We start from the raw sequence: 25,436 nt of genomic DNA on the forward strand, positions 1-25,436 counted from the left end.
GGGGCGGCACCACCGGCGCCAGGCGATCCGGTTTCCGGCGCGGGGGCGGCACCGCCGGCGCCGGACGATCCGGGCGGGACGGCGCGGTCAGCGCCGCCCGCCCCACGGATCACGACCAGTGGTAGGCCAGGTTCACGCCCAGCGCGGCCACCGAGGTGGCGAAGAATCCGCTCCAGTTCACCAGATCACGGGAGCCCACTCGCAGGTGCGCGAGGAGCGCGCCGGTGAAGTACAGCACCAGGCCGGCGGCGGCGAGGGTCCCCAGCATGGGCACGGCGAACCCGCCCAGCAGCCCCAAAGCGCCCGCGGCCAGCATGATGCCCAGCACCGGCCCCCACGCCCGCGGCAAACCCTTCATGTCCAACTGCGTCTTGGGAAACTCGTGGCCGATCAGGTAGACCACGGCTGAGCTGCCGTTCAGCAGCGAGGCGAAGATGGTGACCGTGGCATAAACGGTGAACAAGGGCCCTCCTTATGGTGGTTCGCTTGAAGAACTTGCATCGACAGGCATCGTGTTCCAGGCGGCGCGCGGGTGGGCATGGCGAGGGCTCCCTTCTCGAGCTCAGCGGATGTTCGAGCCTTGCGACCCGGTGTCCGAGTAGTCCGACGAAACAGCCGCCGGGAATGTCAGGCGACGTGCCGCCGGTGGCGGCTGATCCCGCGGATTTCGTGAAGGCCCCAACCGTTCACCGCCTCCCGGGCGTCTTGTCTATATGACGGACTCCGAGGCGTTCGAGGCCTTCGTCACCGCCTGGCACCCGCGGCTGCTGCGTGCCGCCATCCTCATCAGCGGTGACAGGCATCTGGCCGAGGACGTGCTCCAGGACGCCCTGATCAAGCTGGCGCGCCGCTGGTCGAAGGTGCACACCGATCCGGTCAACTACGTGCGTACCACCCTGTACAGGGACGTGGCGTCCCGCTGGCGGCGGCGGCGGGAGTTCGCCTACGGGGAGCCGCCCGACCAGGCGGATCATGACACCTCGGGAGCGTCGGACCTGAAGGTGGTGTTCGCCCGCGCGCTGGCCAGGCTGCCGGTGAGGCAGCGGGCGGTGCTGGTGCTGCGCTTCTACGAGGACCTGCCCGTCGGGGAGGTCGCCGCGATCCTCCGGATCTCGCCCGGGACGGTGAAGAGCCAGACGCACGCCGCACTGAAGCGGTTGCGCGAGGTCGCTCCCGAGCTGGAAGAGGTGTTGATATGACGGACCAGAGGCTGCGGGAGCTCTTCGACGACCTCGCTGAGAGTCTGCCCGAGGGGCCGTCGCGCGCGGGCGAGCTGTGGCGGCGGGGAACGCGGGGCCGTGCCCGCCGCCGGTGGGCGGTGGCCGCGGTGGTCGCGACGGTCACCGCGCTCCTCGTGGTGGAGATCGTCGTGTCCCCCGAGCCGGTCGAGCGCGGCATCGCCGTGTATCCCAGCCTCACCCCCACGCCCACGGCCGCGCCGACCCCCGCCATGGACACGGCGCCGCCGCCCAGCGGTGAGGCGGGGCTGCCCGAACTGGCGACCGACCTGCCGGAGAGGTGGGCCGGCCTCCCCGTCGTGACCGCGGTTCCCGGACCCGTTCTGGCGCTGGCCGAGTTCGGCGACGGGCGGATCTACCAGCTGAAATCCGGCGGCCGGATCCCGCTCGATGTGAAGCTGGACGATCCGGTGGACTCGGCCGGCAACGGCGGGACGCCGCTGAACCCCAACTCGCTCTCCCCCGACGGGACGATGGCCGCCTTTCCGCAGAAGGACGAGGTGGTGGTCGTCGACCTCGTCATCGGCCAGGCCAGGCGCTACCCGGTGCCGGGGTTCAACGAGGTGGTGCTCTGGCGCGGCGATCAGCTCCTCGTCGAGCAGGAGAAGGCGAACCACCTGCTCGACCTGGCCACGGGGAAGGTGCGGCGGCAGCCGTACAAGGGCTTCACGGGTGTCGCGGGCTACCGCGACCTCAGGATCGCCTCGCCCGACGAAGGCGGGCGGACGGTCATCCAGGAGGGCGGGTCGGAAGTGATGCTGGACGTCCGGGGCATCACCTCCGACGGCAGCATGCCCGTGGGCGTCCTCGGCAACCACGGATGGCAGCGTGGCAACCTCGTCGCCAGGTCCGCGTTCGCCCACCACGAACAGGGCGGGAGCGCCGACGTGGTCGTCGTGGCCGACGCCGACACGGGACATGTGGTCAGGACGCTCTTCCTGCCCTGGGGTGATTCCCCGGCCAAGAGGTGCGGGAAGGGCGGCTGCCCCGTACGCGGGTGGATCAGCCAGGACACGGTGATCGTCGAGAGCGGGCACCGGCTGCTCTGCTGGAACATCAAGACCGGCGCGCTGTCACGCGTCGCCGACCTGCCCGAGGAGGTGACCGCCTACTCCCTGCGCGGTTGGTGAGCACTCATCCCGCATTTCCATAAGAGTTCTTATGAAAATGCGGAATGACCAGGCTTGGGGCACATGTCCTGGCGGGAGCTTTTTTGTGTCAAAAATTCCCGTGCAGTCAGATAGGTAATGTCACCAATTTGCTGGCACTTTTACAGAATGCACACGGACAATCACATACCTTCCTTAACTCTCGTCCAGTGATTAAACTCACACAAATGACGGCGCATCTAGCTCGTTACCTCACACCGATGGAGGACAGCTCCCGGTGGGAGGGGTTCGAATTCCGGCCTGGCGACATCGTCATCAATTCACCTGCGAAGTGCGGCACCACCTGGACCCAGATGATCTGCGCGCTCCTGGTCCTCCAGACGCCCCAACTGCCCGCACCGCTGTCGAGCCTCTCACCGTGGATCGACATGCTCGTACGCCCGAAGCAGGAGGTCTGGGACCACCTGGCCGCGCAGCACCACCGCCGTTTCATCAAGACCCACATCCCGCTCGACGGCATCCCGACCGATCCGCAGGTCACCTACATCACGGTGGGGCGGGATCCACGCGATGTCGCCATCTCCCTGCGCAGCCACGGCAAGAACCTCAAACGAGAGGTGATCCGTCGTCTGATCCACCAGGCCGCCCACCCCAACGGCGGGGCGGCCGACGCCCCGGTCGACGGTCATGACGAGAGGGACCTCCTCGACGAGCGGTCTTATTTATTGCGCTGGGTGGACAACGACGACTCCCCGCACGACAACCTCGACTCGCTGCGTGCGCTGATCTGGACGCAGAGCCGCGCGTGGATCCGCCGCGCGGAGCCGAACGTCATCCTGCTGCACTACGCCGAACTCTCCGAAGACCTCCCCGGCCAGATGCGACGGCTCGCCGCACGACTCGACATCGAGATCGACGAGAGCAGGTGGCCTGAGCTGGTCGAGGCCGCCACGTTCCAGCAGATGCGCAATCGCGCGGCCGACCTCGCACCCGACGAGCAACTGGGCTACATCCGCGACCGCGAGCGCTTTTTCCGCAGCGGCAAGTCGGGTCAATGGCAGCAGTTCCTCACCGACGACGACCGAGCGCACTACGACCGCCGGATAGTCGAGCTCGCAGAGCCGGACCTGCTCGAATGGCTCCATCACGGGGCCGACTGACCGTGTGACTTCCGATGACGTATCAGGAAATTCCGGATATGCCGCCAGAAGTGCCCGGGCTCGTGACGGTCGAGCGCGTCCCCTCCTTGGGGGACGTCGCCGGACGTGTCTGGGATGACGTCGCCGACCCGCTGGACCTGTTCCAGAGCCGCGCGTGGCTGCGGGCTCTCGAACAATCCGGTGACGCACCCGTCACGTACCTGATCGCCCGACGGCCCGGGCACCCTCGCATCCTCGGTGCCCTCCCCCTCTATGACTCACTCCCCAGCCGCGGTGACTACCTGTACTGGCCGGAGCTCCACTTCCAGGACCTTCTGCACACCGCGGGTTCGCATCGACTCGGACTGCTGGCCGGCTCCTGCGCCGGATTCAGCACGCGGCTCATCCTGGACCGCGCTCTGCCGGGCTCGACCAGGACGGCGGTCCTGCACGCACTTCGGGACGCCGCCTGCGCCGTCGCGGCAGAGCGCGGGCTCCCGTACACCTTCTTCCTGTTCCTCGACCCCTCCGCCTGGCGAGAGCTCGCGCCGGTGATCGGCGGCGGGGACCACCACCGATTGGCGAGCGTCGCGCAGACCGAGCTGGAGCTCCCCGGCGAGGGCTTCGAGGACTACCTGGCGACGCTGCCCCGCAACACCCGCACCAGCGTCCGCAGGGAGGTGGGCCTGTTCGCCAAGGAGTGCGCGACCGAGACCGTCCCGCTGCGTGACGCCATCACGACCGTCGCGCCGATGATCGTGAACGTGCGGTCCAAGTACGGGATGGCGTACAGCGTGGACACGGTCACGCGACGCCTGTCGGCGTACGCGTCCGCGCTGGGCGACGCCTCGGCGACGGCCGTGCTGTGCCGGGTGGGGGGTCGGGTAGTCGGCGCCGGGGTCATGTGCCGCTGGCGTAACCGGCTGTACGTGACGGACTTCGGGCGTCTCGACGACGAGGCGCCGGACCCGTTCGTGTACTTCAACGCGGCGATCTACGAACCCATCAAGCACGCCTACGCGATGGGCCTGTCGAGAGTCGTCACCGGCGCGGGGGCGGAGCTGGGCAAGGCCCGGCGCGGTTCGGCCGTGCTCCCGCTCATGCACCTGGCGTGGGCGGCGACCGGAGAGCGCCCGAACCGCCAGATCGACTCCGCGCCGGCGGAGACCCGCAAGAAGCACTGGCGCGAACTACGCGGCACTCACCCCAAGTACTTTCACTCGGCGTGGGATGAGCTGTTGTGACGCGACATCGATCAGAGGGAGGCTAACGTGAGCCGAGTGGACGAGCCGACCGGCCTTGTCCGTGACACGACCAGCACCGCCGCGCCAGGGCTGTTCGGACGGGCGCCCCGCGACCTGAGCAGGGTCGCCCTGGTCCACGAGGATCGTGACATCACCTTCGGCGAGGTCGCCGCGCTCAGCAAGGACGTCAGCGGCGTCGTTCGGGGTCACCACCTGAAGCGCCGCGTGGTGGGCGTGCCGGCGGAGCGCAGCCCTGAGTTCGTCGCGCGGATCATGGGGATCTGGAGCGCGGGCGCCGTCCCGGCGATCCTGGGGGACTGGGGTCCTGAGCGGGTACGCGCGGCGTTGGCGGCCACCGGCGCCGTGGCGGCCTTCGGACCGTCGTCCGCCCTGGCCGGTCTGGAGCTGCTGGACCCCGACGGGAACGACGACGTGCCGTCACCCGCGCGCCTGCCCGGCGAGGACCTGGGAGAAGTCAGTCATATCCTCTTCACGTCCGGCACGACGGGAAAGCCCAAGGGGATCGTCGTCGGCCGGGCGGCCTTCGAGGCCGCCGGCGTGGCGTTCTTCACCGAACTGCCCATGGACGAGTGCGATCGGGTCGCCTTTCTCAGCAGGCCCGGCCACGACCCGAGCCTGCGGGAGCTGATCGCGCCCTGGCTCACCGGCGCCACGTTGTTCATCCCCGACAGCCGCACGGCCGCGGATCCCCGGCTGATGGCGGCCTGGCTGTCGAAGCATTCCATCACCGTGCTCCAGGGCTCGCCGGTCCTCCTCCAGCTCATGGCGGGCTCGGGGCTGCCCGTCCACAGCCTGCGGCTGGTCTGCTCGGTGGGGGCCCGGCTCACGGCCGCGGCGCTGCGGTCGACGGCGCGGCTCGCCCCCCAGGCCACCGTCGTCAACTGCTACGGCGCGTCGGAGACCCCGCAGGTCCTGTGCATGCACCGGATACCGCCCGGTACGGGGGCCGCGAGCCGGGACCCGATCCCCATCGGACGCGCGCTCGGCCATGCCGCCGTCAGGATCGTGCCCACGGACGCCTCCGAGGGTGAGAGTCAGGAAGGCCGGCTGCACGTGGAGGCGTCCGCCTGCGCACTCGGCTACACGGACGGCACCCCGCTGCTGGCTCCCGGACACGGCGGCCGGCGCTGGTACGACACCGGCGACATCGTCCGGCGGCTGCCGGATGGCTCGATGTGCTTCGTGCGGCGGGCGGACCGGCAGGTCCAGGTCAACGGCACGCGGGTGGAGCTGGACGAGATCGAGGGCGTGGCCGCCCGGGTCGACGGCGTCCTCGACTCGGCGGCGACGTTCGTCGAAGACGGCAACGGAGTCGGCTCCGTACGCCTGACCGTCGTACGGAGCCCCACGTCGGCGGTGGACGCCGACGCGGTTCGTGCGGTGCTCCACGGCTGCCTGGACCCCGCGGTCGTGCCGTCGAGCATCGAGGTGCGTGACTCACTGCCGGAGAACGACGGGGGCGAGCCGGCCGACGAGGCGCCGACGCTGCGGGAGGTGCTTCACCAGAGCGCGCGGTCCGTTCTCGGCCAAGGCCGGATCGACCCGGACGGCGGCTTCTTCGAAGCCGGCTTCACCTCGATGTCCCTCATGCGGTTCGTGTCGGAGGTCTCCGTCCGTCTCGGAACGGAGATCTCTCCCGTGCTGGTGTTCCAGTACCCATCCCTGAACGCGTTTGCCGACTACCTGCAGAAAAACCTGGACAACTCGGCCTGACCTCCGGCACGGGGGCAAGCGAATCGGAGGGCGGACGATATGGGCAACCTCGTTGAGCCGATCGCGATCATCGGAATGGCCGGTCGGTTCCCGGCGGCGCTCGACACCCGGCAGCTCTGGAACAACCTCGTGGCCGGGAAAGAGGCAGTGCGCTTCCCGTCGGAGGACGAGCTCCGGTCGAGCGGCGTGTCGCGGGAAGCGCTGGACGACCCGGCGTACGTGCGGGCGGTGGCGGAACCCGAGGGCATCGACCTGTTCGACGCCGAGTTCTTCGGCCTGACCAGGCGGGACGCCGAGGCGTGCGACCCGCAGTTGCGGCTGTATCTGGAGACCGCGCACGCCGCCGTCGAGAACGCCGGCTATGACGCCTCCGGGCTCGGCAGAGCAGGCGTGTTCTCGTCGGTCGCCGCGAACCGCTACGGGATCGGCCGCCTGCTGGGGAACCTGGAGGCGCTGCGGAGCGCCACCGGCATGGCGGCCGGCATGTGGAACAACCCCGACAGCGCGTCGACGCTGGTCTCGTACAAGCTGAACCTGTCCGGCCCCAGCATGACCGTGCAGACCGCGTGTTCGAGCTCGCTCGTGGCCGTGCATCTCGCCGTGAACGCGCTTCGGCTCCACGAGTGCGACGTCGCGCTGGCGGGCGGTGCCGACGTCGAGTTCCCCGTCGGCCACGGGTACTGGTGGGCCCAGGACGGCCCGCTGAGCCGGGACGGCCACTGCCGTCCCTTCGACGCGGCGGCCAGCGGCACGATCTTCGCCAGCGGCGTCGGCGTCGTGGTGCTCAAGCGACTCGCCGACGCCGTGGCCGACGGCGATCGGATCACCGCGGTGATCCGGGCCGTGGCCGTCAACAACGACGGCGCGAACAAGGTCGGCTTCACCGCGCCCAGCGCCGACCGGCAGGCGGAGGTCGTGCTGAGGGCCATGGAGGTCGCCGGCGTGGGCCCCGGGGACCTCGGGTACGTGGAGGCGCACGCCACCGCGACCCGGCTGGGTGACGCCATCGAGATCGCCGCGCTGAGGAAGGCGTTCGGTGCTCGGGCGGCTCCGGAGCTCGCGCCCGGGCGGTGCCCCATCGGGTCGATCAAGGGAAATGTGGGCCACCTGGGTCACGCGGCGGGGATCACCTCGCTGATCAAGGCCGCGCTGTCGCTGGACCACGAGCAGATCCCCGCGAGCGTCAACCTCCAGGAGGTGAACCCGCTCCTCGGGCTCGGGGACTCGCCGTTCTTCGTCAACGACACGCTGCGGCCCTGGCCCCGAGCGGCCGGCCACCGGCGCCTGGCAGGGGTCAGCTCCTTCGGGATCGGCGGCACGAACGCGCACGCGATCCTCGAAGAGGCACCGCCCCGCGCGCCCGCCCCGGCTTCCGGGACCACGCAGCTGATCGTGTGGTCGGGACGGACGCCGTCCGCGGCCGAGGCCTACCCGGAGCAGCTCGCCCGATCCTTCAAGGAGAGCGCGGCCCCGCTCGCCGATGTCGCGTTCACGCTGCAGAAGGGGCGCACGCCGCACCCGGTCCGCGGCGCGGTGGTGGTCGAGAGCCTGTCCGATGCGGCCGGCGCCGTGCTCGACCGCGCGAGGCGAACCGTCACCCCGGAGGAGCGGGCAGAGCGGAGCACCGTATTCCTGTTCCCGGGGGAAGGGGCGCAGCACCCCCGCATGGCGGCCGAGCTCTACCGCACCGAGCCGGCGTTCGGCGCGGCACTCGACGAGTGCTTCGCCCTGTTCGACGCCTGCGGCCTGCCACTGCGGCAGATGTGGGAGGAGTCGCCGGAGGGCCTGGAGGACACCACGGCCGCGCAGCCGTTGCTCTTCAGCGTCGAGTACGCGCTGGGGCGGCTGTGGCTGGCGCTGGGCATCGAGCCCGACGTGCTGCTCGGCCACGGCGTCGGGGAGCTCGCGGCCGCCGCGCTCGCCGGGGTGTTCACCCTCCCGGAGGCGGTACGGCTGGTGAGCGCCCGAGCCCGCGCGCTGGACGAGTCACCCCAGGGCGCGATGGTGGCGGTCGCCGCCGACGTGGACACCGTGTCACCGCTGCTCTTCGGGAGCCTGAACGTCGCCGTGGTGAACGGCGACCGCCGGACGGTCGTCGGCGGATCGGCGGACGACGTGCGCCGCTTCCAGGACGAGGTCCTCGCGGGGACGGGGCTCGCCGCGTCCCGGCTGAGAGCGCGGCACGCCTTCCACACCCCGGCCATGACGGGCGCGGCCGAGCGGTTCCGCCTGGCCTTCGACGGCATCCGGCCACGCCGGCCCCGCTGGAAGCTCTACTCCGCGTCCACGGGTGGCCCGGTGGAGGCGGCGCAGGCAAGCAGCGTGGACTTCTGGACCCGGCAGCTCACCCGGCCCGTCCTGTTCGGGCGGGCGCTGGAGGCCGTGCTGTCCGACGGCGACCGGGTGCTGGTGGAGGTGGGCCCCGGCCGGACGCTCACCACCCTGGCCCGTTCACATCCCCAGGTACGCGCCAGGCGGCACCTGGCGGTGCCGACGCTCCCGAACGGGCCGTCGAAGGGCGCCACCGAACGCGCCTCGTTCCTCCACGCGCTGGCCCGGATGTGGACCCTCGGCGCGGAGGTGAACTGGTCGTCATCGGCGGGTCCTCGTGAACGCGTGCCGCTTCCGGGCTACCCGTACCAACGCCAGCGGTACTGGATCGAGCGGGCCGCTCCGAGCAGCCCGCCCGCCCAGGAGGCGGGACAGCTGGCGGGCGGAGCGGTGTTCCGCCTGCCCACGTGGGTGGAAGCCGCACCGGCCGGGCACCTCGACACCGGCGTACGGGGGCGGTCGCTGGTGTTCCTGCCCGGCGATCCACGACGGGCCGGCGAACTGGCCGCCCTGCTCGACCGGGCCGGGTGGGACGACGTGTCACGGGTGCGGCACGGTTCGGCGTACTCGGGAGCGGCGGACCGGAGCCCGGAGTTCGTGATCCGCCCCCGCCACCCCGAGGACGTCGTCCGGCTGCTGGACGATCTGAGGGACGCGCAGCGATACCCGGAGCTCATCATCGACGCGACGCAGCTCGGAGACCTGCCCGAACCCGACCTGAGCAGCATCGACGACCAGCTCGACGCCGGTTTCCACCGGATCGTCGCGCTCCTGCAGGAAGCGGCGCGGCGGGCGCCCGACAAGCGCGCCCGCGACGTCCTGGTCGTCACCGAGCTGTCCGCGGACGTGACGGGCGGCGAGACCGTGCACCCGGTACGCGCCATGCTGCTCGGACTCCTGCGCAGCTACATGCTCGAGAACCCCCGCGCCAGGTGCAAGCTCGTCGACGTCCAGGACGGCGTGACCGACGATCGGCTGCTCGCGGAGCTGCGCGGCCCCGAGCGATCAGAGATCGTCGCCCTGCGGGGGGATCGGCGCTGGGTCCCCGGCGAGCGGGAGTTCGTCCCCGACGGGGTGGGCCCCGCCGACCTGCGCCGCGGGGGCGCCTACGTCATCACCGGCGGGCTCGGCGGCCTCGGTCTGGCCGTGGCGCGCGGCCTGGCGGACACCGGCCTGCAGCCACGGCTGCTGCTGCTGGGCCGCCACGCGGCAGGCGGGCACGACGCCGAGCTCGCCGAGATCCGGGCGCTGGGAGCCGAGTGCCGCGTCGAGCCCTGCGACGTGACCGACGTGGAAGCGCTGCGGCGCGTGATCGACCGGGCGTCGGACTCCTTCGGCGGCATCAACGGAGTGTTCCACCTCGCCGGCCTGGCGGGAGGGGGCATGATCCAGTTCCGGACGCGGGAGCAGATGTCGGCGACGCTCGCGCCGAAGGTCCACGGCACGTTGGCCCTGATCGAGGTGCTGCGGGACCGGGCGGACCTCGACTTCTTCGTGGCCTTCTCCAGCCGCGCGGCGCTCAGGGGCCTGGTGGGCAGCGCCGACTACGCCGCGGCGAACGCCTTCCTCGACGCGGTGGTGCGCCGGCAGCCCCTGGCCGGCTGCGCCTCGATGACCATCAACTGGCCGTCGTGGGCCGAGGTCGGCATGGCCGCCCGCGAAGGGCGACCGCAGGCCGGGCGCTCCGGGCCGGGGACGGAGGAACGCCGCTGGTCGACGCCGCTGTCGGCAGAGGACTATCCGATCCTGGACGAGCACCGCATGGACGGCGTGCCGGTGCTGCCGGGCACGGCCCAGGTCGACTTCGTCCTGCGCGCCTTCCGCGAGGCGTTCGACCGCCCGAACGGACACCCCGCGCAGCTGCGCCACATGGTCTTCCGGCAGCCGATCACGACCCCGGAGCCCGTGTCGCTGGAGGTCGGCTTCGAGCCGCACGAGGACCTCTGGCGGTTCACCGTGCGCACCGCGCCGCTCTCGTCGTCCCCCGACGGCTACCGCGTCCACACGACGGGCGAGATCCGGCTGGTGGACGCCACGGCGGACGAGGTGGACCTGGACGGGCTGCGCGCGTCGCTGCCCGAGCGGCGGATACCCGTGAACAACCCTGAAAACCGGCTGTTCACCATCGGCCCGCGATGGCCGGGAGAGGAGATCTGGATCTCCGAGGAGGACCTCGGCACGAAGCTCGCCGTGCTCACCTTCCCCGAGGCGTTCGACCATGAGCTCGACGAGCATGCCCTGCACCCCACCCTCCTGGACGCGGCGGTGTCGCTGGCGCGGGATCCTGATCATGAGCCTCCGCACGCGCCCTTCGCGTACCAGTCGATCGTGGTGCACCGGCCGATACCGGGCCTCGCGTACAGCCACATCCGCCGGCGCCCGAGCGGTTCGGACACGATCGTGGCCGACATCGACGTGCTGACGCCCAGCGGTGACGTCGCCGTCGAGGTCAGGGGCTTCACCATGCGCCGCGTCGACGAATCCATGGTCGCCCCCGACGCCCGTCGTGCGGAGCGAGACACCGACGCCGGGCAGGACCCGCCGCCCGACGACGGGATCACGCCCGCGACCGGGGTCGGCATGCTGCTGCGCATCCTGGGCCGGCCCGGCCACCGGCAGGTGGCGATCACCATGTCGGGGGAGGCCGCCGTCCTGAAGAACCCCGAGGACCTGCCGGACGACCGCGGCGGCGGGCAGCCGGACGCCCCGGCCACGGCACCCGCGCGGACCTCGGACGGAGCGCCGTCGGACGAGGCCCCGCTCGAGGCCCGGCTGACGGGGATGTGGTGCGCCGAGTTCGGCGTGGAGTCGGTCCGCCCCGACCAGAACTTCTTCGACCTGGGCGGCGACTCCTTCGCCGCCGTGGGACTGGTCGAGGAGATCCGCAGGGCGTTCGGCGTGGACGTCGGCATCGCGGTGATCTTCGACCACCCGACGGTGGCCGAGCTGGTCGCCGAGCTGCGACGACTGACCGAGTGAGGTGTTCAGTCACCGACCTTCCTGACCCATTCGCGAAGAGTCTCCGACGGCAGCCGCTCGACGACCTGGTGGCCGCCGTCGATCAGGTGGACCGACAGCGATCCCGTCGTGTAATGGCTCCAGTCATCGAGGCACTCGGTGTCCCAGGAGCTCGCGTCGTCCGAGGCGCCGACCGCGATGATCGGCGCCTTGAGCATCGGGCGCGGATCCGACTCCAGATAGCGATTGAGCAGCCGGTACTCCGAGCGCCAGAGACGCGCGTACTCGGGGAGAGCCACCGTGTCCATGATGTGCTGCGGCGCCTCGATCTCCTCGGCCAGCGCCCGGTCCGGCAGCTCCGCCAGAGGCGAAAGGGGCGTGCGATGCGGCGGGTACTGGCACATGACGATGACGCCGCGAAGCTGCCGCTCCAGGTGCCCGGCCGCCTCCAGGCAGACCAGCGCGCCCATGCTGTGCCCCACGAGCACGACCTCCGTGGCGCCGGAGCCCGCGACGAGGGACGCGAGCGCCGCGCCGCGCTCGTCGACGGAGGGCACGCTCATCGGCTCGCTCCAGTTGGCCCGGCGGATGACAGGTTCCCGGCCCGGCTCGTTCCACTGGTCCACGAACTTCGTCCCGCCGCCCAGACCGGGAACGAAAATGACGGCCTGATCTGCGTCGAGTGCCGGGCTGACAATGTAGTTCGCTTCCTGACCAACCATGTCATTCGCTCCTATTGACATCGATTGACAAAAATGCAGGGACGCGCCGCGCCGACTATTCGCCGACGACTCTTCACATACCGCAACATCCTCCGCCCGCAGCCAATTTTCCGGCAATACTGGATCATTGAAATAGATCTATGGCAAAATGTGATAGGTGTCCACGACGCTGCTTGCTGCCGCCGTGATTATCCTGATCGCCTCAACAGTGCACGCGGTGACCGGATTCGGGTACGCCCTCATCGCCACCCCGTTGCTGGCCCTCACGGTCGACCCCCACACGGCCGTGGTCTCCACCACGCTGTCCGCCCTGGCCATGACCATCACGATCGGCGTACGCCAGCGTCACCACGCCGAGTGGAAGGTGGCCATGATCGCCATGGTCGGCATCGTGCTCGGCCTGCCACTCGGCCTATGGGTGTACGCGGTGGCGTCCGAGCGGGTGCTCACGGCGCTGATCGGGGTCGGAGTCCTGGGCTGCACCGTGATGGTGTGGCGGCGCGTGAAGGTGCCGGGAAACGTCCCCACGCTGGTGGGAGTCGGCCTCCTGTCCGGCGCGCTCTCCACCTCCACCGGCACCAACGGGCCGCCGATGGTCGCCGCCTTCCAGGGCATGGGCTATGACCCGTCCAAGTTCCGCGCCACCCTCTCCGCGGTGTTCGCCGGCACCAGCGTGTTCAGCCTGATCGGCTTCGCCGTGGCCGGCGAGGTGAACTCCCAGTCGCTCTGGATCGGGCTGGTGGGCGTGCCCATCGTGCAGCTGGGGTGGTTCGCCGGCAACGCGATCTTCAGCCGCATCGACCCGGACCGCTTCCGCAAGGTGCTGCTGGCGGCCCTCCTCGTCAGCGCGGCGGTGACCCTGGCCAGCGCGCTCAACGGCTGACCTCGCGGTCAGGCGGGCGGGCCGGTGTGGTCCTCCTCGAAGATGTCGGCGGCCGACCGGACGATGAGCGGGTCCGGAGTGCCGACCACCTCGCCGTCCTTGTTGTCGTAGTCGAACAGGCTCAGCACATAGCGCATGGCCTCCACCCGGCCGCGCTTCTTGTCGTTGCTCTTGATCACTGTCCAGGGCGCCTCGGGGATGTCGGTATGGAGGAACATGTCCTCCTTCGCGACGGTGTAGTCGTCCCATCTGTCGAGCGAGGCCAGATCCATCGGCGACAGCTTCCACTGCCGTACGGGATCTACCTGGCGGATGATGAAGCGGGTGCGCTGCTCGGAGCGGGTCACCGAGAACCAGAGCTTGATCAGCCGGATGCCGTCGCGTACCAGGGCCCCCTCGAACTGCGGCGCCTGCAGCATGAACTCGCGGCACTGGGCCTCGGTGCAGAAGCCCATCACGCGCTCGACCCCGGACCGGTTGTACCAGGAACGGTCGAACAGGACCATCTCCCCGGCGGCGGGCAGGTGAGCGATGTAGCGCTGGAAGTACCACTGGGTGCGCTCGCGCTCCGACGGCTTCTCCAACGCGATCACCGTGGCGCCGCGCGGGTTGAGGTGCTCCATGAAACGCTTGATGGTGCCGCCCTTGCCCGCCGCGTCCCGGCCCTCGAACAGGATGACCAGCCGCTCCCCGTTCGCCTTGATCCAGTACTGCAGCTTCAGCAGCTCGATCTGGAGCAGCCGCTTGACGCGGTCGTACTCGTGCCGCTCCATCCGCTCGGGATACGGATAGTGCTCGCGCCAGGTGTCGACCCGGCTGCCGTCGGGCCGCAGCAGCACCGGATCGTCATCGTCACTGTCGTCCACCATCAGGCCCGGCGTCGAGTCCAGCAAACGAACCTGCTCCGCGTCCGGAAGGGCAAACCGCTTCACGTCCACCGCCTCGTCGTTCTCGCCACGCTCCAGCTTCCCGTACCCATCAAACCGCAGGCAGAACAGTTCTGGACGATCAGGTAAATCCCGCACAGATCACCATGATCTGGGCAGGGCGCGGCCGCCGCCTGCCGGGGTCCGTCAGGGCTGGGCCGGGCTCGCGTCCAGGTCGACCAGGTTGCGATCCGGGTCGGCGGCGTCGTACAGCACGCGAACGCGGGTCCGGCCCCGCAGCCGGGGAGCCGGGTCGTCGCGGAGATGGTCGCTGGCCGCGGTGTAGGTCCGGCCCGTCCCCTCGTCCTGCCACGTCGCATGGACCACGTACGGGTGCCGGTTGTTCACCCGCACGCTGAAGTCACGCCCCACGTGCTCGATCTCCGCCCACACCTGCCTGCCCCGCGCCAAGAGCCAGGCCCGCTGCCGGACGGCCCGTCGTCCCTTGACGAACAGGACCGTGCCGATCGGGGTGAACACCACGCCCAGTCCCCCGACGATCACCGGAGCGAGGAACGCCGACCAGAACGACGCGATCCGCGCGTCGGACGGATCGCCCGGGTCGTAGGCGACGGGTACGGTGTCGCCTTTCTCGTAGGACGGCGGGTTGCCGCCGGTGGAGCTCTGGAACGAGTGCCGCCTGCCGCCGACGGTGTACTCCACGGTCGGGTACCACGCGGTGCTCGTGCGGGTACGGCCGTCGGAGCCCCGTGTCGTGGTGGTCCGTTCGGTCAGCCCGACCACGGTGCCGTCGGTCCGTTCTGCCGAGGCCAGGAAGCTCGCCGTGGAGGCGGCGAGCGCGACGCCGACGCAGAGCAGCACCAGCCCGATCAGACCGAAGATCCCGCCCACGATGGTGAAGAGCCGTCCGTTGCGCATAGGAGGAGTCTGCCGAACGCGGAGGAATGCGGGAAGGCCGAGGCCCGCGCGGTGCTCAAGCCTCGCTGGTGACCTGGTCCACGCCCCGGTCCAGCGCCAGGCCGCGGGTCTCCCTGAACCGGGTCAGCACCACGACCAGCGACACGGCCGCCACCCCCACCACGTAGTAGGCGGGCGCGACCGCGCTGCCCGACGCGGAGACCAGCCCCGTGGCCACGAACGGGGCAGTGCCGCCGAACAGCACGTACGCCGCCGTGTACCCGATGGCCGAGCCGCTGGCCCGCACCTTCGCGGGGAACATCTCCACCAGCGCCGGCACGTTCGAGGTGCCGATCACCGACACGAGCATCGCCAGCACCGACGTGCCGACCATCGCCCCGGCCAGGCTCGACCCCATCAGCCAGAACGCCGGCAGCGGCAGCAGCACGAAGCCCGCGCACGCGACGACGAGCATGGGCCGGCGCCCGAACCGGTCGCTGGCCGCCGCCGCGAACAGGCAGGCCACGCTGTAGGCGAGCATCGAGACCACGTTCGTGAGCTGGGCCTGGCTCTTGGTGTAGCCGAGCTCCTCCGACATGTACGCGATCATGTAACTGCTCATCAGGTAGTACCCGACGGCGTTGGTGATGCTGTATCCGAAGAGTGTGACGATCTGGCGGCCGCACCGGCGCACGGCCTCGCGCAGCGGCGCCTGCTCGACCGCGTCGCGCTGCTCCAGCGACCGGAACACGGGCGTGTCCTCGACCTTGGAGCGCAGGTAGAGCCCGATGAGCCCGAGCGGCGCCGCCAGCAGGAACGGGACGCGCCAGCCCCAGCTCTGCAGCGCCTCGGCCGTGACCGTCGAGGTGATCAGGAAGCCGACGCCGGAGCCGGCCACGCTGGCCAGGCCCACGGTCACCGGGACGGCGGCGGCGAACCGGGCCCGCCGATCTTCGGGCGCGTACTCCACGATGAACGCCGACGCCCCCGTGTACTCGCCGCCCGTCGAGAAGCCCTGCGCGCAGCGCAGCAGGAACAGCAGGATCGGCGCGGCCGTGCCCCAGGCGGCGTAGGTGGGCAGGATGCCGATGAGGAACGTGGCGCCGCTCATCGTCAGGATGGTCAGCGCCAGCATCCTGTTGCGGCCGAGGCGGTCGCCGTACCTGCCGAAGAAGGCGGCCCCGAGCGGGCGGGCGACGAACCCGCCCGCGAAGATCGCCCAGGTGGCGAGCAGCGCGGCGGCCGGGTCGTAGTCGGGGAAGAACAGCTTGGCGATCGTCGCGGACATCACCGCGTACGCCGCCGAGTCGAACCATTCGACGAAGTTGCCGATCGCGGAGGCCATGGTGACCTTGCGCCGGACGGCCGCGGAGGTGTGGGGGGTCATTGCTCACTCCCTATTTCTGGTGGCGGAGCCGGAGCTGGGCGCGCTGGATCTTCCCGGTCGCCGACCGGGGCAGCTCGTCCACGAACTCGATCTCCCTGGGGTAGGCGAAGCGCGAGTGCGTGGTCTTGGCGAACTCGCGGATCTCCCGTGCCAGCTCCTCGCCCGGCAGGTAGCCGGGCGCCGGTCGGACCCACGCCTTGACGGCCTGGCCGCGTACGGGGTCGGGCACCCCGGCCACGCCCACGTCGGCGACGGCGGGGTGGGCGCGCAGCGCCTCCTCGATCTCGTCGGGGCCGACGCGGTAGCCGGAGGTCTTGATCACGTCGTCGACGCGGCCGAGGAACCAGTAGTAGCCGTCCTCGTCCACGCGCGCGTGGTCCTTGGTGTGGAACCACTCGCCGCCGAACACCTCCCGGGAGGCCTCGGGGCGGTTCCAGTAGCCGAGCGGGAACTGCGGGTTGCTCCGCGTACGCAGGCAGATCTCGCCGACCTCGCCCGCCGGGACCGGCCGCTCCCGCTCGTCGAGGAGGGCCACGTCCCAGCCGGGCAGCGGCCGGCCCATGGACCCCTCCTTGACCGGCGTCCCCGGGAAGTTCCCGATCAGCGGGTACGACTCCGTCGAGCCGTAGTAGTCGAGCAGCGTGACCCCGAACTGCTCGCGGAACCAGCCGATCAGGTCGGCGGTGAGCGGCTCGTTGGCGCAACAGATCGTACGGAACCGCTGCGGGTACCGGCGGCCCGCGTCGGGCGTCCCCTCGCGCATCTTGCGCAGGAACGTGGGGTTGACCAGGCCGGTCGTCACCCCGTTGCGCGCCATGCTGGCCAGCAGCCCCTCCGGGTCGAACCCGGCCGCCGGGCGGTAGACCAGGTGCGTCGCGCCCGCCCTGAGCGGGCCCATGAGCTTGGCCATCGACCAGGCCCACTCCCCCGCGCCGTAGAAGACGTCGCCGGGGCGCAGGTCGTGGCAGTGCCGGAACTCGTTGTGGCCGAGCAGCGTGCGGTGCGCGTGCACGATGCCCTTGGCGGGGCCGGTGGTGCCGGAGGTGTAGAAGATCAGCGCGGGGTCGTCGGCGGCGGTGTCGGCGTCCTCGAACTCCGGTGTCAGCAGGCCGATCGCCGGGTCGTCCACGTCGACCACGGTCCCGCCGTACCCGCCCGCCCGCCGGATCGCGCCCGCCTCGGTGACCAGCACGGACGCGCCGGAGTCGGCGAGCCGGTAGGCGATCTGGTCGTCGGCCCAGAGCAGGGACATGGTCACGAGCACGGCGCCGGTACGCAGCACGCCCAGGTAGGTCGCCGGGGTGTCGGTGCGCTGCGGGAGCATGACCGCCACCCGGTCGCCGGGGCGTACGCCGAGGCCGTGCAGGCAGGCGGCCACCTGGCGGGAGCGGTCCTGCACGGCGCCCCAGCGGACCTCCTCGTGCGCTCCTGTGTGGTCCTCGAAGATCAGCGCCACGCTCTCGCGGGGGTGGCGGTCGGCCACGTCCACGGCCATGTTGTAGCGTTCGGGAACGCTCCATTCGGTCACTTGGCGCGTCCCTTCAGAAAACGGGCCATCTCCCGCTGGGGCTCGCCCGAGGCGTACGCGGCGGCGTGCACCTGCTTGGCCGCCGCGACCGAGTCGGCCAGGGCGTCCCGTTCCAGCTCCCTGAGCCGCCCCTTCGTCAGCGCCACCGCCCCGGACGGCAGCGCGGCCAGCTCCTTGGCCTGCGCCACGGCTGCGGCCGGCACGTCGCCCTCCCCCACGAGCCGGGTCAGCAGGCCGAGCCGCTCGGCCTCGGCGCCGTAGACCAGGCGTCCGGTCAGCGCGAACTCGATGGTCTTCGCGCGACCGAGCACGCCCCACATGGCCCAGATGCCGGTGATGCTCGGGATGCCGGACAGCACCTCGGGCTGGCCCATCCGGGTGCCCGCGTGGCCGATGCGCAGGTCGGCCAGGAGCGCGAACTGGAACCCCGAGCCGGCCGCCACCCCGTTCACCGCGGCCACGACGGGCTTGTCCAGGTCGAGCACCGCCCGGTAGAGCCGGTCGAAGCCGTCGATCCAGGCGTCGGAGGCGGCGTGGTCGCCGGGGTCGATCCCGGCGGTCTCTCCCAGGTCCTGACCGGCGCAGAAGGCGCGCCCCGCCCCCGTGAGGACGACGGCGCCCACCTCCGGGTCGGCGCCCGCCGCGCGCAGCAGCTCGATCAGCCGCTCCCGCATCTCGGCGGTCCAGGCGTTCAGCTTCTCCGGACGGTTCAGGGTGATCACCGCGACGGGTCCGTCACGGTCCAGCAGCACACTCACTAGTGTCCCTTCGCAGGTCAACGGGGCTTGCGGGGGATATAACCAGGTCCTGAGGGGTGCTGGCCAACATCAATGTGGACTCTTGGCGATATCAGAGCGATATGGTCAGGGTGATGGAGCTACGCCACCTGCGCTATTTCGTCATGGTCGCCGAGGAGCTGCACTTCGGCCGGGCCGCGGAGCGGCTGCACATGGCGCAGCCGCCGCTGTCCCAGCGCATCCGCGACCTGGAGCGGGAGCTGGGCGTCCGGCTGTTCGACCGCAACCCGCACCGCGTCTCGCTCACCGAGGCCGGCGCGCTGCTGCTGGAACACGCGCGCGGGGTGCTGGAGCGGGCGGACGCGGCCCGCGAGGCCATGCGCCGCATCCGTCCTGGCGACTCGGGCGTGCTCCGGGCCGGTGTGCCGCCGGACACGACGCCGATGGCGCTCAGGACGCTGGTGGCCACGTTCGCCGAGCACGTCCCCGACGTGCTGCTTGAGCTGCACGAGCTGACCACCGCCAGCCAGCTCGCCAAGCTGCGCGCGGAGGAGCTCGACGTGGGCCTCGTCCGGCATCCCTGCGACACGGTGGGGCTGGAGTCCAGCAAGGTCGTCCACCGGCGGCTCGGCGTGGTGCTGCCCGCCGACCACCGCGCGGCCCGGCAGGAGGTGGTACGCCTGCGCTCGCTCGACGGGTCACCCCTGGTGATCTTCCCCCGGGAGATGGCGCCCCAGCTCTATGACCACATGCTGGAGGCGTGCCGGGACAACGGGTTCCTGCCCGGCGCGATCAGGCACGCCCGCAACCCCCACTTCGTGCACGGCCTCGTCATGTCGGGGCTGGGGGCGCACCTGAACGAGGAGCCGTACGACGGGCTGCCCGCCGGGCTGGTGTGGCGGCCGATCGACGAGCCCCGGCTGACCTGGTCGACCTCGGCGGTGTGGCTGCCGGCGCAGGGCGGCGAGGTCGTCACGGCCTTCGCCGACGCGGCCCTGGCGGGGCTGCGCGAGGTCGGCCACGCCTTGCTCGCCTGAGCGCCGGCAGCGCCGGGATCGCCGCCAGCACCACGGCGGTCAGCACGGCGATCCCGAGAAACGTCCTCTGCACCCCGGTGGCATCGGCGAGCAGGCCGAAATACGCCGGGCCGACGAGGTAACCGAGATAGGCGACCGTGGAGATGGCGGACGTGGCCCGGCCCCGTGACCCGTCGGGGACGGGCCGGAGCCCGTAGGACAGCAGGGTGGGAAAGAGCGCCGAGGTGCCCGCGGCGGCCGCGACGATGCCGCCCAGGGCGAGCGGCATCGTGGGCGCGAACGCCGTCAGCACGCCTCCGGCCGTGGCGATCACGCTCGCCGCGACCAGCGTGGCGATCGGGTGGCGCAACGTGACCGTGCCGGTGGCGAACCGGGTCAGCGCCGCCGTCGTGGCGAAGGCCGCCGGCGCGACGGCGGCCAGCGCCGGCGAGGCGGTGAACGCGTCGGTCAGCAGGACGGCGCTCCAGGACTGGTAGGCGTTCTCCGCCGCGAACGCGAACGCGCCGATCGCACCGACCGTGACCAGGGCGATCCACCACGTGAGCGTGCCCTGGCCCTCAGGTGCGGCGGCGTCCTGAGCGGGGATTGAGCGCGTCGTGGCGACGACGGCCAGGCCGAGCGCCACGACCGCCACGGCGCCCGCGGCGAAGTTCACCAGCAGGCTGTCCGCGATCCCGGTGAGCACGCCGGTGCCCAGGCTGGAGACCGCGACCAGGGCGGAGAACGCCGCGTGCGAACGGGTCACGACGGGGCGCCCGGTTCGCTTCTCGACCGTCGCCGCCAGCGTGTTCAGCGCCACATCGGCCGCCCCCGAACTCGCTCCCGTCAGCAGGATGCCGGCGCACAACGCGGCGTAGTTCACCGCGGCGGCGAAGAGCACGACGCCCATGACGCCCAGCAGCGCGAGCAGCACTCCGGCGACACGCAGGCCGAGCACGTCGACGAGCCGCCCGGTCAGCAGCATCGCGGGCAGGGCTCCGGCGCCGACGAAGAGCAGCACAACGCCGAACTCCGCGTCGCTCACACCGGCTCGGTCACGCAGCAGGGGCAGGGTGGCGCCCCACACGCCCCAGAAGACGCCGAATCCGGCGAAGCCGAGGAACGGCGCCGCGCGGAACAGGGCAGCGGGGGGAGCGATCACGGTCGACACATGTGTAACGCTACACAAATAAGATGGTGCCGTGCCAACCGACCGCAGACGCGTGACGCTGAAGGATGTGGCGGCTCGTGCCGGGGTGTCCCCCATGACCGCCTCCTACGCCTTCACCCGGCCGGCGCGGGTCGCGTCCGCCACCCGCGAGCGCGTGCGCCGTGCGGCCGACGAGCTGGGCTACCGCCCCGACGCCGTGGGCCGCGCGCTGAAATCCGGGCGAACGCATCAGATCGGGGTGGTCTTCAGCGAGCACCTGGCGTACGCGTTCGACGATCCCCAGGCGGCACAGTTCCTGGCCGGGGTCGCGGAGGTCTGCGTCGAGGAGGGCAGGGGCCTGACGTTCATCCCCACGCGGGGCGACGCCGCCGACGCCGATCGCGTGCTGTCCGCGGCGGTCGACGGCTTCGTGCTGTGGACCACCGCGGAGGACGATCCGGTGCTGGCGGCGGTCGCCGGCGACCCCCGCCCCGCCGTCATCCAGGGCGGCCCGCCGCGCCGGGGGATCGCGTGCGTCACCCAGGACGACTACCGGGCCGCGCTCGCGATCGCGTCCCAGGGGCTCCGCGACGGCCGGACGCCCGTCGTGATCTCCTTCCCGCTCGATCGCGACCGCGAGCACCTGGTGACGACCGGCGCCGGGCTGCCGCCACACGCGCCCTTCCCCGTCACCGACGCCCGCCTGCGCGGCTATCGCGCCGCCGTCGAGCAGGCCGGGCTCAGCTGGACGAGCACACCGGTCGCCGTCGTGGCACGCAACACCCAGCAGGACGGCCTCGACGCGGCACGGGAGCTCGCCCCCCTGCTCACCCCCGATGCGCTCGTCATCGCCATGAGCGACGAACTCGCCCTGGGCGCCCACCAGGCCCTCCACGAGACGCACCCGGAGGCGGCCTACCTCGGCTGGGACGCGTCGCCGGCCGGCCGGCGGCTCGGCATCACGTCCGTCACCAACCCGCTGCGTGACCAGGGACGCCGCTGCGCGCGGCTGGCCCTCGACCCCGGCCGCCCCCCGGACGACCAAGAGATCCCGTGGAGCGTCACGTCCTGATCCGCGACCCGCCGCAGGGCGTCGACGGATCCTCAACAAGATCTCAACGGCCGCCGCCGCACTCTTCGGCCGTGACAGACCGTACTCCTGGGACGCCGCCTCCCGGGCCGCGCACTCCGGCCGAGTTCGTCGCGGGGCTGCGCCGCCTCAAGGCGTGGTCGGGGCTGACCTACCGGCAGCTCGAAGCCCGCGCGACGGCCGCCGGGGACTGCCTGCCGTACAGCACGCTGGCCTCGGCGTTCGGCCGCAACCGGCTGCCCCGGCGGGAGCTGGTCGGCGCCTTCACCAGAGCCTGCGGCTGCCGCCCCGAGGAGACGGCCGCCTGGCTGGACGCGCACCGCGGCCTCGCCACGCAGGCCGTCACCGCCCCGGCCGCCTCCCCCGGCGACGATCCGGTCTGGCCGCTGGGCGAGGAGCTGGCCGTCCTCGGCTACCGCCTGGTCATGGCCGCCGCGAGCAGGACCCCCGACCCCGCCACCGAGGCCGCGACCCGCCAGATCATCGGCGAACTCGCCGATCTGGCCAGGAGACGGGGTTAGGCGGCCCCGAGCCGGCGTACGACGACGCCCACCACCCACTCCGGACTGACATATCCGAAATGTCGGGAGTCGAAGGATTCCTTGGCGTTGTCGCCCCGCACCGCCAGATGCCCGGCGGGCACGGTGGGCCCGCCGGGCACGGGGAAGCCGACGCGGTCGCCGCCCGTGGCCACGGCCCGCTTGATGAGCAGCTCCACGTCCCAGTCGAAGACCTCTCCCTCTTCCTCCTCCCAGGCCCGGCTCTGGGCCGCCGTCGCGTCGGTGGCCCCGCCCGTGGGCGTCTTGAAGACCACGGCCTGCCCCCGCCTGACCGCCGCCGCCGCGACCCGCCGTACCAGGACCTTGTCCCCCGGCCGGTACGTGGGCCCCATGCTGTGCCCCCGCACCGTCACCACCAGGTAGCGCCTCCGGAGCACCACCATCACCACGAGCACCAGGACCACAACGATCGCGACAATCATGGAACGCTCTCCGCATCGACGTATCCCGAGGCCTGCCTGGCCCACAACCTGGCGTACGAGCCTGCGCGGGCGAGCAGCTCGTCGTGCCGGCCCATCTCCCCCACCCGCCCATCGACCAGCACCGCGATCAGGTCGGCGGCGCGGATGGAGCCGAGCCGGTGGGAGATGAGCACGCTGGTCCGACCGGCCCTGATCTCCCGCAGCCGGCTGTGCACCTCGTACTCGGCGTCGGGGTCCAGCCCCGCGCTCGGCTCGTCCAGGATCATCAGGTCCCGGTCGCCGCGCAGGAACGCGCGGGCCAGGGCCACCCGCTGCCACTGCCCGCCCGACAGCGGCACGCCCGTCTCGGGGTCGCCGTCGTCGTTCTCGCCGAAGAACATGCGGGTGAGGGGCGTGTCGTAGCCGCGGGGCAGCCGGGCCAGGGCGTCGTGGACCCCGGCTCGCCGCGCCGCCTCCTCGACCGGAGCCGTCCGTCCCAGCACCGCCAGGTCGCCCACGGCGATGTTGTCGGCGGCGCTGAAGTCGTACGCCATGAAGTCCTGGAAGACCGCGCCGATCCGGGCGCGCAGCCCGTCGGCGGGGAGGTCGCGCAGGTCCACGCCGTCCCAGAGGATCGCGCCGCGCTGCGGGTCGTAGAACCTGCACAGCAGCTTGACCAGCGTGCTCTTGCCCGCGCCGTTCAGGCCGACCAGCGCGACGGCCCGGCCGTGCGGGATGAACAGGCTGACGCCGCGCAGCACCCACGGATGGTCCTCGCTGTAGCGGAACCACACGTCGCGCAGCTCGATGCCGCGCCGCAGCGGCGGCGGCCCGCCCGCGTCCGGCGAGGGCAGGTCGGGCTCGGCGCGGCGGACAGCGGTGTAGTGCCCGAACATCAGGAGCTGCTGGTGCGCCTGGCCGGTGGAGCCGACCAGCCCCTCGATCGCGCCCTGGATCCCGGCCACCGCCGCGATGAACATCGACACGTCGCCGACGGACAGCCCGCTCCCGACGGCCCAGATCAGCCCGGCGCCGGCGGTGAGCGCGGACAGCGCCGCGAGCGCGCCCTGCGCGGCCAGCTCGCGCCGGTCCATGGCGCGTTTGGCGGCGTCCACCGCCCGCCGCTCGGCGATCATCCGGCCGCGCAGGAAGCCGCCCAGACCGAAGAGCCGGATCTCCTTGGCGCCGTCCACGCTGCCGAGCAGGTTTCCGTAGAACAGCTCGCGCCGCTCGGCGGGGCCGACCTCCCACAGCACCCGCGCCCGCCGCCTCGACAGGCGCAGCTCGGCGAGGAGCGCGGGCAGCGCCGAGACGATCACGACGGCGGTGAACGCGGGGCTGATCACCAGGAGCGACGCGACGAACCCGGCCAGCGTCACCATCCCGCGCCCGAGGCCGAACAGCGCGTCCACGACGCGGCCGGGCGTGGCGGCGCTCTGCTCGGCCAGCCGCAGGCGGTCGAGCATGACCGGGTCCTCGAACCGGGCCAGCCCCCGCCAGCGCCCGACCGCCGCGAAGAGCTCGGCCCGCGCGCTCAGCCCCGCCCGCCGGTCCAGCTCGGCGCGGAGGTACTGACCGGCCTGCTGGACGAGCGCGCCGGTCAGCGCGGCCGCGGCCAGCCCGGCCGCGAGCGGGGTGAGGGGGCGGCCGGTGACCAGCCCGTCCAGGACCAGCCCGTCCAGAACCAGCTTGGTCAGCCACGCCATGACCACGGGCGCGGCCGAGGCGAGCAGCACGCAGGCCAGGTAGGCGAGGAGGGTGACGGAGGCGGCCCGCCACACCAGGGTCAGGGCCTGCCCGGCGGTCGATCTCACCCGATCGCCGGGAGGGGCTGCCGCAGGACGCCGGGCCCGGTCGCGATCACGCGCCCGGAGGCGTCCACGACGCAGTAGCCGGGGAAGGAGTTGGCCCCGAACGCCCGGCTGACCTGCCCGCCGAGCTCCTCGACCACCACCTGCGCGACCGGCCCGAGCTGCTCGGCCATCGGGGCGGCGCGGCCCTGGTCGCCGACGACGACCGCGAGGACCCGCGCCGCCGTCTCCCGCGCCGTCTCCACGAAGCCCGGCAGGGCCTCCTTGCACGGCCCGCAGTCGGTCGAGAAGAACGCGACCACGGTGTTGCCGGTCAGCCTGCCGCCGGACACGCGCTCGCCGCCGACCGTCACCGCGTCGAAGTCACCGATCTGCGAGCCGACCGGCAGGATGTCCTGAAGGTCGAAGTGGTCTCCCTGCAGCAGCCCCTGCAGCTGGGTGGCCTGCTGTTTGAGTCGCCTGATCACCCCGAACGTGAGCAGCAGGTCCAGCAGGCAGAGTGCTGCCACCAGGACGACGGCCACGACGAGTACGGTCATGCTGTTCCCCCCTGTTGTCGGGTTCGCTGACGGGCGGTTCGACGTCGTTGATGCGGAAGAGCTTCACGAGCTCGT

The 25,436-nt window shown here is 71.6% G+C and carries 21 protein-coding genes; 10 read left to right on the forward strand and 11 right to left on the reverse strand.

The window, feature by feature from the left end:
* Positions 1-109: 109 nt before the first annotated feature.
* Positions 110-463, reverse strand: coding sequence for a DoxX family protein (locus tag ABZS69_RS52035; protein WP_355387992.1), 354 nt, complete (start codon positions 461-463; stop codon positions 110-112).
* 250 nt (positions 464-713) lie between these two features.
* On the opposite strand from ABZS69_RS52035, the gene ABZS69_RS52040 reads away from it, so the two are divergent.
* The 6 genes from ABZS69_RS52040 to ABZS69_RS52065 all read left to right on the forward strand — a co-directional run bounded on the left by ABZS69_RS52040 (position 714) and on the right by ABZS69_RS52065 (position 11,774).
* Complete coding sequence (locus ABZS69_RS52040; RefSeq protein WP_355387995.1) at positions 714-1,199, forward strand: SigE family RNA polymerase sigma factor; 486 nt, start codon at positions 714-716, stop codon at positions 1,197-1,199.
* A complete protein-coding gene (locus ABZS69_RS52045; RefSeq protein ID WP_355387998.1) occupies positions 1,196-2,368 on the forward strand; it encodes a hypothetical protein in 1,173 nt (390 codons plus the stop codon). Before ABZS69_RS52040 ends, ABZS69_RS52045 begins: the two co-directional genes overlap by 4 nt.
* A 206-nt stretch (positions 2,369-2,574) precedes the next feature.
* Positions 2,575-3,507 carry a sulfotransferase domain-containing protein gene (locus tag ABZS69_RS52050; protein ID WP_355388001.1) on the forward strand — a complete coding sequence of 311 codons (933 nt, stop codon included), beginning with the start codon at positions 2,575-2,577 and terminating at the stop codon, positions 3,505-3,507.
* Positions 3,508-3,545: 38 nt separating this feature from the next.
* On the forward strand, positions 3,546-4,730 hold the full coding sequence (locus ABZS69_RS52055) for a peptidogalycan biosysnthesis protein (protein ID WP_355388004.1): 1,185 nt from the start codon (positions 3,546-3,548) through the stop codon (positions 4,728-4,730).
* A gap of 27 nt (positions 4,731-4,757) precedes the next feature.
* Positions 4,758-6,464: a non-ribosomal peptide synthetase gene (locus ABZS69_RS52060; RefSeq protein ID WP_355388007.1), complete on the forward strand. Its 1,707-nt coding sequence runs from the start codon at positions 4,758-4,760 to the stop codon at positions 6,462-6,464.
* A 39-nt stretch (positions 6,465-6,503) separates the two neighbouring features.
* Positions 6,504-11,774: an SDR family NAD(P)-dependent oxidoreductase gene (locus tag ABZS69_RS52065; protein ID WP_355388010.1), complete on the forward strand. Its 5,271-nt coding sequence runs from the start codon at positions 6,504-6,506 to the stop codon at positions 11,772-11,774.
* 5 nt (positions 11,775-11,779) lie between these two features.
* Here the strand turns inward: ABZS69_RS52065 and ABZS69_RS52070 are convergent, their stop codons facing one another.
* On the reverse strand, positions 11,780-12,475 hold the full coding sequence (locus ABZS69_RS52070; RefSeq protein WP_355388013.1) for an alpha/beta fold hydrolase: 696 nt from the start codon (positions 12,473-12,475) through the stop codon (positions 11,780-11,782).
* Between the two features lie 157 nt (positions 12,476-12,632).
* Here ABZS69_RS52070 and ABZS69_RS52075 point away from each other — a divergent pair, with 157 nt between their 5' ends.
* Positions 12,633-13,358, forward strand: a complete 726-nt coding sequence (locus tag ABZS69_RS52075; protein WP_355388016.1) for a sulfite exporter TauE/SafE family protein — start codon at positions 12,633-12,635, stop codon at positions 13,356-13,358.
* Between the two features lie 8 nt (positions 13,359-13,366).
* Here the strand turns inward: ABZS69_RS52075 and ppk2 are convergent, their stop codons facing one another.
* The 5 genes from ppk2 to ABZS69_RS52100 are packed head-to-tail and all read right to left on the reverse strand — an operon-like array spanning position 13,367 to position 18,809.
* The gene (gene ppk2, locus ABZS69_RS52080; protein WP_355388019.1) at positions 13,367-14,383 is read right to left on the reverse strand and encodes a polyphosphate kinase 2; all 1,017 of its coding nucleotides are present in this window, start codon (positions 14,381-14,383) and stop codon (positions 13,367-13,369) included.
* Between the two features lie 48 nt (positions 14,384-14,431).
* Entirely contained in the window at positions 14,432-15,163 is a 732-nt protein-coding gene (locus ABZS69_RS52085; RefSeq protein WP_355388022.1) for a DUF3592 domain-containing protein, read from the reverse strand.
* Positions 15,164-15,218: 55 nt separating this feature from the next.
* A complete protein-coding gene (locus ABZS69_RS52090; RefSeq protein ID WP_355388025.1) occupies positions 15,219-16,529 on the reverse strand; it encodes an MFS transporter in 1,311 nt (436 codons plus the stop codon).
* Positions 16,530-16,539: 10 nt separating this feature from the next.
* Positions 16,540-18,057 carry an AMP-binding protein gene (locus tag ABZS69_RS52095; RefSeq protein WP_355388028.1) on the reverse strand — a complete coding sequence of 506 codons (1,518 nt, stop codon included), beginning with the start codon at positions 18,055-18,057 and terminating at the stop codon, positions 16,540-16,542.
* Positions 18,054-18,809 carry an enoyl-CoA hydratase/isomerase family protein gene (locus tag ABZS69_RS52100; protein ID WP_355388031.1) on the reverse strand — a complete coding sequence of 252 codons (756 nt, stop codon included), beginning with the start codon at positions 18,807-18,809 and terminating at the stop codon, positions 18,054-18,056. The genes ABZS69_RS52095 and ABZS69_RS52100 overlap by 4 nt, the downstream gene beginning before the upstream one ends.
* 119 nt (positions 18,810-18,928) lie before the next feature.
* Between ABZS69_RS52100 and ABZS69_RS52105 the strand changes: the two genes are divergently transcribed.
* Positions 18,929-19,831, forward strand: coding sequence for a LysR substrate-binding domain-containing protein (locus tag ABZS69_RS52105; protein WP_355388034.1), 903 nt, complete (start codon positions 18,929-18,931; stop codon positions 19,829-19,831).
* On the opposite strand, the gene ABZS69_RS52110 is transcribed toward ABZS69_RS52105, so the two are convergent.
* Positions 19,767-20,981: an MFS transporter gene (locus ABZS69_RS52110; protein WP_355388037.1), complete on the reverse strand. Its 1,215-nt coding sequence runs from the start codon at positions 20,979-20,981 to the stop codon at positions 19,767-19,769. The two genes, ABZS69_RS52105 and ABZS69_RS52110, sit on opposite strands and share 65 nt — an antisense overlap.
* 31 nt (positions 20,982-21,012) lie before the next feature.
* Here ABZS69_RS52110 and ABZS69_RS52115 point away from each other — a divergent pair, with 31 nt between their 5' ends.
* A complete protein-coding gene (locus ABZS69_RS52115; RefSeq protein WP_355388040.1) occupies positions 21,013-22,032 on the forward strand; it encodes a LacI family DNA-binding transcriptional regulator in 1,020 nt (339 codons plus the stop codon).
* Positions 22,033-22,103: 71 nt separating this feature from the next.
* Entirely contained in the window at positions 22,104-22,571 is a 468-nt protein-coding gene (locus tag ABZS69_RS52120) for a hypothetical protein (RefSeq protein WP_355388043.1), read from the forward strand.
* Here the strand turns inward: ABZS69_RS52120 and ABZS69_RS52125 are convergent.
* The 3 genes from ABZS69_RS52125 to ABZS69_RS52135 are packed head-to-tail and all read right to left on the reverse strand — an operon-like array spanning position 22,568 to position 25,361.
* A complete protein-coding gene (locus ABZS69_RS52125; RefSeq protein WP_355388046.1) occupies positions 22,568-23,032 on the reverse strand; it encodes a S26 family signal peptidase in 465 nt (154 codons plus the stop codon). The genes ABZS69_RS52120 and ABZS69_RS52125 overlap by 4 nt on opposite strands.
* Positions 23,029-24,825: an ABC transporter ATP-binding protein gene (locus ABZS69_RS52130; protein WP_355388048.1), complete on the reverse strand. Its 1,797-nt coding sequence runs from the start codon at positions 24,823-24,825 to the stop codon at positions 23,029-23,031. Before ABZS69_RS52130 ends, ABZS69_RS52125 begins: the two co-directional genes overlap by 4 nt.
* On the reverse strand, positions 24,822-25,361 hold the full coding sequence (locus tag ABZS69_RS52135; protein ID WP_355388051.1) for a TlpA disulfide reductase family protein: 540 nt from the start codon (positions 25,359-25,361) through the stop codon (positions 24,822-24,824). The genes ABZS69_RS52130 and ABZS69_RS52135 overlap by 4 nt, the downstream gene beginning before the upstream one ends.
* Positions 25,362-25,436: the final 75 nt, after the last annotated feature.

It is taken from the genome of Nonomuraea sp. NPDC005650 (genome assembly GCF_040605375.1).
In the GTDB taxonomy this organism is placed as follows: Bacteria; Actinomycetota; Actinomycetes; order Streptosporangiales; family Streptosporangiaceae; genus Nonomuraea.